Here is an 8,708-nt window from a genome sequence, read left to right as displayed (position 1 = left end):
GAAATGCCATCTTAATAAAAAACTTGACTCAGGTTTATTTTTACACACGAGATCCTAAAGAGAAAGTAGAGCAAAGTCTTTCAAAGCCATTTCGCAACATGCAATATGAACCGGAGCCTCAAGGAGAGGCTATTAGTTTTTCGAAAGATGGGAAGAGCTTTTTTACAGTTAGCGAGCGCCCATTTGGATTAGATTCTTATCTTTATCAATATAAAACATCTAAACTCAATCCATAATGAGAATACGCTTTATTTTATGCTGCTTTTTGCTTTCTATTGGCTTTTCGTATGCAGCTAAGGTTGACACGCTAATGGTTCCAAGTGCTGCAATGAATAAATCCATCAAAACCGTTGTTATTCAACCTGAAAATGCCAAAGGTAAAACTTTGCCAACAGTGTATCTTTTGCATGGCTACTCGGGGAATTACAGCAATTGGGTGAATAAAGTACCTGCCATTAAAGCTTTAGCTGATCAATACCAAATGTATATCGTTTGTCCTGATGGCGGATTTGGAAGTTGGTATTGGGATATTCCGAATGATGCCAATTATCAATATGAAACCTTTGTTTCTAAGGAATTGATCAATTATATAGAGTCAAATTATGGGGTGGCAAAAGATCGTTCAAAACGCGCCATAACAGGTTTAAGTATGGGAGGGCATGGTGCTCTTTATTTGGCTATTAAGCATCAGGATCTATATGCTGCTGCCGGAAGTACAGCAGGTGGTGTGGACATTCGTCCTTTTCCGAATAATTGGGAAATGGCAAAACGACTTGGCGAATATAACGAGCAAGTAGATTCATGGAATGCACATACGGTAATGGAAATGACACATTTGATTAAACCAAAGTCATTGGCTTTATTTATTGATTGTGGTACTGAGGATTTCTTTTATCAAGTGAATACAAAATTACATGAGAAACTGACTTACATGAATATACCTCACCGTTTTCTGACGATGCCGGGTGCCCATAATTGGGATTATTGGAGTAAATCCATTCTATATCAACTCGTGTTTTTTAATGATTTTTTCACAACTCCGATTAAGTAATGTCTATTTTGGATAATTTTATTGCGGATTTGAATAATATTACTACTTTTGTTACGTATAAGATATTATAAACCTACAGAAGCCATTTTGAAGTTCAGAATGGCTTTTTTATTTTTAGCCATGGATATTTGTAAAGTGGGCATTTTCAATCGTTTTTCCCTAAGCGTTTTTACTTTAATATTTTTTTTATTTAGCCATTCGAACTTTGCTTTTAGTCAAGAGAAAGTGAGCATAAGTGGCTATATCAAGGATGCTAATACTGGAGAAAGTTTAATTGCAGCAGTGATTCGGATTCCTGACTTGAAATTAAGCGGCTATACCAATAATTATGGATTCTATTCCTTATCAGTTCCTACCGGAACTTACCAGGTTGAGGTGAGTTTTGTAGGCTATCAAACCTGGGTACAGCAAGTAGAAATAGCTGATGGAAAGACCTTGAATATTGAAATGAAGCCTGAATCGAATACGATTGAGGAAGTCGTTATTTCCGGAAAAAAACAAGATGAGAATGTCAGCTCTGCACAAATGGGTTCCTTGAAGTTTACAATGGAAGAGGTAAAGAATATTCCAGTGATTTTTGGGGAACGAGATATTTTGAAAACCATTCAATTATTGCCAGGTGTTGCATCAGGAGGTGAAGGAAGTAGCAGTTTCTATGTTCGGGGAGGCGCTGGAGATCAAAATCTTATTCTTTTGGATGAGGCAACAGTCTATAATGCATCCCATTTATTAGGTTTCTTCTCTACCTTTAATTCGGATGCTGTTAAGGATGCTAATTTATACAAAGGCGGTATTCCAGCCCAGTATGGTGGACGTATATCCTCAGTAATGGATATAAATATGCTTGATGGTAATAGCAAAAGATTCTCTATGGAAGGGGGATTGGGATTAATTGCTTCAAGGTTAAAGTTGGAAGGTCCAATTGTGAAAGACAAAAGTTCCTTTATGCTAAGTGGTCGACGTACTTATGCCGATATGTTTTTGAAGTTATCAAAGGATGAGACCGTCAATAAGAGTAAGTTGTATTTTTACGATTTAAATGCTAAAGTCAACTATAAATTAGACGATAAGAATACGATCTATCTTTCCGGATATTTTGGTAAAGATGATTTAGGCTATTCTGATCTATTTGGTTTTGATTGGGGAAATGCCACGGCAACCATGCGTTGGAACCGTGTATGGAATAATCAACTATTTAGTAACAGTACGTTTATCTATAGTGATTTTACCTATAATGTGAATGTGAATAATGAGGATTCGGAATTCACAATTGCTTCAAAAATTCGAAACTGGAATTTTAAACAGGACTTTTCCTATTATTCGAGTAATAATAGTGTATTTAAATTTGGCGTCAATTTATTGCATCAGCAAATCCGCCCTGCAAGTTTAGATGCAGAAGATGGATCGGCTGTCAATACGATAAAGGTTGATAATAGGCAAGGGATAGAGGCTGCAGCTTATGTGTCCCATGAATGGAAACCATGGTCTAATTTATCCCTTATTTATGGTCTTCGATTAAATGATTTTATGGTTATGGGGCCAGGTACATTTTATGACTTTGATCAAGATGGTGAACCTGTTTCTGAGAAGCAGTATGGGAATGAAATTATCAAACACTACCTCAATGTGGAACCCCGTTTATCCCTGGCCTATATTTTAAGTCCAAAACACAGTATTAAGGCTAGTTTTAACCGCATTGCCCAAAATCTACATCAATTAACGAATACCACTTCCAGTTTGCCTACTGACCAATATGTCGTGAGTAGCTTGAATATCAAGCCTCAGATTGCTGATCAAGTAGCATTAGGTTATTTTAGAAATTTCGCTGAAAATCAATACGAGTTCTCTGTAGAGACTTATTATAAAAACCTGAACAACCAAATCGATTTTCGAAATGGTGCTGACTTGCAGGCAAATAAGTATATGGAGGGTGACTTATTATATGGTAAGGGCAGAGCGTATGGTGTAGAGTTCCTATTGCGTAAAAACAAAGGGAAATTAAATGGATGGATAGGCTATACTTTAGCGAGAAGCGAACGCCAATTTGATCAAATCAATGATGGTGAATGGTACGCTGCAAGACAAGATCGTACGCATGACATTTCTGTTGTAGGTATTTATCAGTTGAGTCCGAAATGGAATGTAGGAGCGACGTTTGTATTTAACACAGGTAATGCCATCACATTCCCAAGTGGAAAGTACCAAGTCAACGGAACCACTATGTTTTATTATACGGAACGAAATGGATACCGTATGCCTAACTATCATCGTTTAGATTTGTCGGCTAATTATGAACCGAAAAGTGAAAATAAACGTTTTAATTCCAGTTGGTCATTTGGCTTATACAATGCGTATAATAGAAGAAATGCTTATATCATAGATTTCCGGGAAAGTGAGCAAAACCCGAATGTTACCGAAGCTTATAAGATTGCTTTATTTGGTATTATCCCATCAGTTACCTGGAACTTTAAATTTTAAGAAGATGCGTAAGAATAATATATGGATTTTTGGTTTACTGTTTTTTATATTGGCTTCGTGTGAGGAGAAGATTGATGTTGATTTGAACAGTTCAGATCCAAGAATGGTCGTTGAAGCAAAACTGACTAATAAAGATCGTAATCAAATCATTCACCTTAGTCGGACGGTTAATTTTGATGCTGAAAATTTCGATCCAATAACTGATGCATTAGTCAATGTACTAGCTAGTAATGGTCGTATTTTCACTTTCACCTCCAAAGGAAATGGAGAATATACACATAGTAATTTTTCAGTAAATAATGCCCTTACGTATACTTTGAATATCGCGCATAATAACAAGACCTATGAAAGTAAGGCCAAAATGCCGGAATACGTAGAGATTGATTCTATGGGGGTAACAAAAGAAGATATCTTTCGAGAGACCTATTATTTTGTTAATCTAAAGTTCCGTGATCCCGTCAATGTGCCGAACTATTATATTTACGAGGTATCCATTAACGATGGACCATTTAGATTTAACATGGCCCTTAATGATAAATTCAATGATGGCCAAGAAGTAACGCATCAGATTGGTGGTAGGAATCAGGATTTCAAAGCTGGAGATAAGATTATTGTACGAAGACAGTTGGTGAGCAAAGATGTCTATACCTATTGGAATGAGTTTCAATCGACAAATCCAGGAAGTGCAGCACCCGGTAACCCTTCTGGTAACTTGTCGAATAATGCACTAGGTTATTTTGGGATATCTAATCAAAGGGAATACTCGGTGGTCATCCAAGATGATGATGTGTTAAATCAGGACGAAGTTAAAGCCTCTATGCATTAGGCTATCAATTGTCTTTTCTAAAGCATACTTAAGGTTAGGGATGGCTTTGACATTATCGTGAAAGACTAGAATACTTCCATTTCTAACATATTCTGTAGCGTTTTTTAAGCATTGCTCAGGCGAAATTCGAGCATCATAATCGCCTGTTAACACATCCCACATGATGATATCATAATGCTTTGCTAGCTCATGTTGCTGGCTGAGTTTCATTCGACCATACGGCGGTCTAAATAGTCGAGTCTGAGTCAACTCTTGGCATTTGGCAATATTTTCATAATATACATCATCCATCGTGTCCCATCCTTTGAGGTGATTGTAAGTATGGTTTCCTATGGCATGGCCTTCTGCCTTTATACGGGCAAAAATATCTGGATGTTTTCTAATATTATCCCCCACACAAAAGAAAGTCGCTTTGATATTCTTTTTCAATAAAAGATCTAGGATCCAAGGAGTAACCTCAGGTATTGGTCCATCATCGAATGTTAAATATATATTATTTTCTTGTTTACTTTTTCTCCAAATCGCTTTGGAATAAAGGTATTTAAGGAAAAAAATGGGGCGAACAAAATGCATATTGTAACTGTCGATATTTAATGACAAATTTAGCTAAGATTTCTTACAACCAACCATATTGTACATAGAAATGAAGCATCTTTTCGAATTATTCCGCTTGAATCAAAGAGAACAGAGAGGGGTAAAGGTACTCTTGTTTATAATATTCATCTTTTTGCTTATTCACTTGATTTTGCCGCTGCAACAGAATCGACTTCCAATTAAATACGATTTAATTGTTCATAAAGAAAAGGAAGAGCTTCCAGAATATGAGTCAAACTATTCAGATATTGAAGATAAAAAGTACCCAGTACAAAAGAAGGAGATAGCTTATTTTACATTTGATCCGAACAGTTTGGATGAAGCAGGATGGGAAGCATTAGGCTTAACAAATAAACAAATAAAAGGAATCTTAAATTACAGGTCCAAAGGAGGTAGGTTTAGAAATAAATATGACCTGGCAAAAATGTATAGTTTAAGTCCCCAAGATGTGGAGCGATTGACCCCTTTTGTTCAAATTAAACAAGAGCAAATAAATCCATATGTACCTCAGGAGAATGCTTATACCACAAGACGAAAAGAAAGTTTCCGGAAGGTTCTTATCAATGTGAATGATGCTGATACGAATTCATGGATGGAGGTACGTGGTATAGGTCCTGTATTTTCAAAAAGGATCGTTAAGTTTCGAGATGCATTAGGCGGGTTTCATGACATCAATCAGCTTAAAGAGGTATATGGTATCCCTGAGGACATCTTGGAAAGGATACAACAGCAAATTCAACTTATGCCCAAAAGTCATAAGCGGATTTTAATAAATCAAATTAGCATAGACAGTTTGGCTAAACATCCTTATGTGCGTTATAAAAGAGCGAGAACAATTATCAACTATCGCGTACAACATGGCAATTTTAAAGAATTGGCAGATTTGAAGAAGATTCTTTCCTTAGATGAAGAATTTTTCATTAAAATTGAGCCTTATTTGGATTTTGACCATGGAAAACATAGAGAAGCAATTGACATCAGTGATTAGAGATATTCCTGATTTCCCTCAACCAGGGATCGTATTTAAAGATATTACCCCATTATTACAACATCCTGAGCTGGTACAAGCCGCCGTAGAGCGATTTGTAGAACGATTAGAAGGAATAGACTTTGATGTAATAGCAGGTATTGAAAGTAGGGGATTTCTTTTTGGATTTCTTTTGGCTCAACGCTTAAATAAACCTTTTATTCCGATCAGAAAGCAAGGAAAGCTACCATTTCATTGTGTATCGGAATCCTATAAATTAGAATATGGTCAAGCTACCATAGAGATGCATGAGGATGCATTCCCAGCAGGGACAAAAGTACTCATTCACGATGATTTGCTAGCCACTGGGGGTACAGTAGTAGCTGCTAGTAAACTAATAGAGCAATTGGGCGCAGAAGTGGCCGCATACTGTTTCGTAATCAGTTTAGATTTCCTTCAAAGCGCCGGTCGATTAACCCGATTTAGTGAGAAAATTATCTCCTTAGTGCATTATGAATAGGGAAAAATATAAAATGGGCTATTATTTCATAAATAATAGCCCATTTGTTTTAGTACGGATTATCTTTTCTTAAAAATTTCCAAGTACACGATACTGGTTGTCACCCATCACTTTTACATCCTGTTTCTTTTCAACCAAGTAATATTTTCCCTTTTCATAGACTAGAAATTCTGCTGTATGATAAAGGTTGTTTACAACATCGCGCTGAATACTGATGATTTTAGGCTGCCCCAGACTATCCATTTCTATCCGAACACAAGATAAGTCGGATTTGGGATTGTTGAAACTATACTGAAGCACATTATTAGCCGAATCAACCTGAATAAATTCAGCATAGGCTGATTTATTGAGGTCAATATTCTTAAAGCTTGAAAATTCGAGTTCCCAATCTTTGATTTTCAAACGTTTGGTTTCTTCCAGATCATCTTTTGAGACGGTCTTCTCAATCTCTGGATTGGCTTTGCTTAATAAATCAATTTCTTTCTGGAAATAATCTGGCAGATCGAAGTATTTGGGTTTTCCATTCGGATTATCCTGACTTTGTTTTTCATTTTGTTGACAGGAAATCAACATAGAAAAACTACTTAAGGCCATTACTGCCATAAGTTTAGATAAACCTTTCGATATTTTAGGATACCAATACATCACCAGTCATTTCAGTTGGAATAGTTAAACCTAATAAGCGAAGTACCGTAGGTGCGACATCCCCAAGTTTACCATTCTGTATGTGTTTATAATCTTTATCGATTAAGATACATGGTACAAGGTTCGTAGTATGTGCAGTATTCACAGAGCCATCTTCATTCAACATATATTCCGAATTACCATGATCTGCAAGGATAATGAAGGAATAGCCTTCTTTTAATCCTGTTTCAACCACCGTCTGTGTACAACGATCTACAGTTTCTACGGCTTTAACCACAGCTTCAAAGACACCGGTGTGTCCAACCATATCCGGGTTTGCGAAGTTCAAACAGATAAAGTCTGGATGATTTTCTACCATGTCTTTACAAATAGCATCCGTAATTCCCTGTGCGCTCATCTCGGGTTGCAAATCATAAGTTGCCACCTTCGGAGAAGGGATTAATAAGCGGTGTTCACCCTCAAATTGATCTTCACGACCTCCAGAGAAAAAGAAGGTCACGTGTGGATACTTCTCTGTTTCAGCAATTCGTACTTGAGTTTTATGCTGTAAAGAAAGTGTTTCTCCTAATGTTTGGGTTAGGTTGTCTTTATGGAAAATTACCTTTACATCCTTGAACGTATCATCATAAGATGTCATAGTGACATAATATAAGGATAGGGGATGCATATCGTATTCAGGGAATGCTTGTTGGGTTAAAGCAATGGTGATTTCACGTCCTCTATCTGTACGGAAGTTATAACAGATGACAACATCGCCTTCTTGTATAGTTGCTTTTGGAGTTCCATCAGGATTGACCATAACGATAGGTTTCAAGAACTCATCGGTGATATCGTTTTGATAAGATAAAGCGATGGAGTCTAAAAGGTTTTGCGATGGAGTACCAATACCTTTAGTTAAAAGGTCATAAGCTTGTTTTACACGTTCCCAACGGTTATCACGATCCATAGCATAGTATCGTCCAATAGCGGAAGCAATAGTGCCTGTAGAGTGCAATAAATGATCTTGTAGTTGTGTTACATAATTTAAACCACCATTAGGATCGGTATCACGGCCATCTAGAAATGCGTGAATAAATACTTGATCAGAACCTAATTGTGCATCACCGGCAGCATCACATAAAGCCTTAAGGTGCTCGATATGTGCATGCACGCCGCCATCAGAAAGCAAACCAATAAAATGTACTTTTTTATGGTTTAATTTAGCGTATTGGAAGGCAGCTTGTATAGTTGGATCTTGTTTGAAGACTCCCTCACGAGCGGCTTTATTGATTCTTCCTAATTCTTGATAAACAATTCTTCCAGCACCAAGGTTCATATGGCCCACTTCGGAGTTGCCCATTTGACCTGCTGGTAGACCAACAGCTTCACCAGATGCTTCTAATTTGGAATTTGGGTAGGTTGATAGTAAGTGATCTAAAAATGGAGTATTGGCAGCTAATACGGCATTTGAATTATCCTCTTTTCCGTAGCCTAATCCATCCAGGATTAATAATGCTACTTTTTTATTCTCAGAACTCATTACACAAATATAACCCTTCTCCATTAAAATCTCTAAAAATAAGCTTAGGACCTTAAAAAATGAATTAATTGCCAATATTGGCATAATTTTAGCTACGAGAAAATTAAA

8 protein-coding genes and 1 pseudogene are annotated in these 8,708 nt (G+C 36.8%); 6 read left to right on the top strand and 3 right to left on the bottom strand.

Annotated features, from left to right (window positions below; genetic code table 11):
* From ABD676_RS00155 to ABD676_RS00140, 4 genes and pseudogenes are all read left to right on the top strand, one after another.
* A pseudogene (locus tag ABD676_RS00155) lies at nucleotides 1-236 on the top strand (hypothetical protein); the annotation flags it as partial.
* The gene (locus ABD676_RS00150; protein WP_344672658.1) at nucleotides 236-1,051 is read left to right on the top strand and encodes an alpha/beta hydrolase; all 816 of its coding nucleotides are present in this window, start codon (nucleotides 236-238) and stop codon (nucleotides 1,049-1,051) included. The pseudogene ABD676_RS00155 and the gene ABD676_RS00150, both read left to right, overlap by 1 nt.
* A 120-nt stretch (nucleotides 1,052-1,171) precedes the next feature.
* The gene (locus ABD676_RS00145) at nucleotides 1,172-3,529 is read left to right on the top strand and encodes a TonB-dependent receptor (RefSeq protein ID WP_344672657.1); all 2,358 of its coding nucleotides are present in this window, start codon (nucleotides 1,172-1,174) and stop codon (nucleotides 3,527-3,529) included.
* Nucleotides 3,530-3,533: 4 nt separating this feature from the next.
* Nucleotides 3,534-4,355: a DUF4249 domain-containing protein gene (locus ABD676_RS00140; protein ID WP_344672656.1), complete on the top strand. Its 822-nt coding sequence runs from the start codon at nucleotides 3,534-3,536 to the stop codon at nucleotides 4,353-4,355.
* Here ABD676_RS00140 and ABD676_RS00135 read toward each other — a convergent pair.
* Nucleotides 4,320-4,955: a polysaccharide deacetylase family protein gene (locus ABD676_RS00135; protein WP_344672655.1), complete on the bottom strand. Its 636-nt coding sequence runs from the start codon at nucleotides 4,953-4,955 to the stop codon at nucleotides 4,320-4,322. The genes ABD676_RS00140 and ABD676_RS00135 overlap by 36 nt on opposite strands.
* A gap of 43 nt (nucleotides 4,956-4,998) precedes the next feature.
* Here ABD676_RS00135 and ABD676_RS00130 point away from each other — a divergent pair, with 43 nt between their 5' ends.
* On the top strand, nucleotides 4,999-5,937 hold the full coding sequence (locus ABD676_RS00130; protein ID WP_344672654.1) for a ComEA family DNA-binding protein: 939 nt from the start codon (nucleotides 4,999-5,001) through the stop codon (nucleotides 5,935-5,937).
* Nucleotides 5,900-6,436 carry an adenine phosphoribosyltransferase gene (locus ABD676_RS00125; RefSeq protein ID WP_344672653.1) on the top strand — a complete coding sequence of 179 codons (537 nt, stop codon included), beginning with the start codon at nucleotides 5,900-5,902 and terminating at the stop codon, nucleotides 6,434-6,436. The genes ABD676_RS00130 and ABD676_RS00125 overlap by 38 nt, the downstream gene beginning before the upstream one ends.
* Before the next feature lie 69 nt (nucleotides 6,437-6,505).
* Here ABD676_RS00125 and ABD676_RS00120 read toward each other — a convergent pair whose 3' ends face one another.
* Both ABD676_RS00120 and gpmI read right to left on the bottom strand, forming a co-directional pair.
* Nucleotides 6,506-7,039, bottom strand: a complete 534-nt coding sequence (locus ABD676_RS00120; RefSeq protein WP_344672652.1) for a hypothetical protein — start codon at nucleotides 7,037-7,039, stop codon at nucleotides 6,506-6,508.
* 25 nt (nucleotides 7,040-7,064) lie between these two features.
* Nucleotides 7,065-8,600, bottom strand: a complete 1,536-nt coding sequence (gene gpmI / locus ABD676_RS00115; protein WP_344672651.1) for a 2,3-bisphosphoglycerate-independent phosphoglycerate mutase — start codon at nucleotides 8,598-8,600, stop codon at nucleotides 7,065-7,067.
* Nucleotides 8,601-8,708: the final 108 nt, after the last annotated feature.

It is taken from the genome of Sphingobacterium kyonggiense, assembly GCF_039536825.1.
GTDB lineage: Bacteria > Bacteroidota > Bacteroidia > Sphingobacteriales > Sphingobacteriaceae > Sphingobacterium > Sphingobacterium kyonggiense.
The sequence above is the reverse complement of the archived record's forward strand: the minus strand, read 5'-3'. Positions and strand labels throughout refer to the sequence as shown.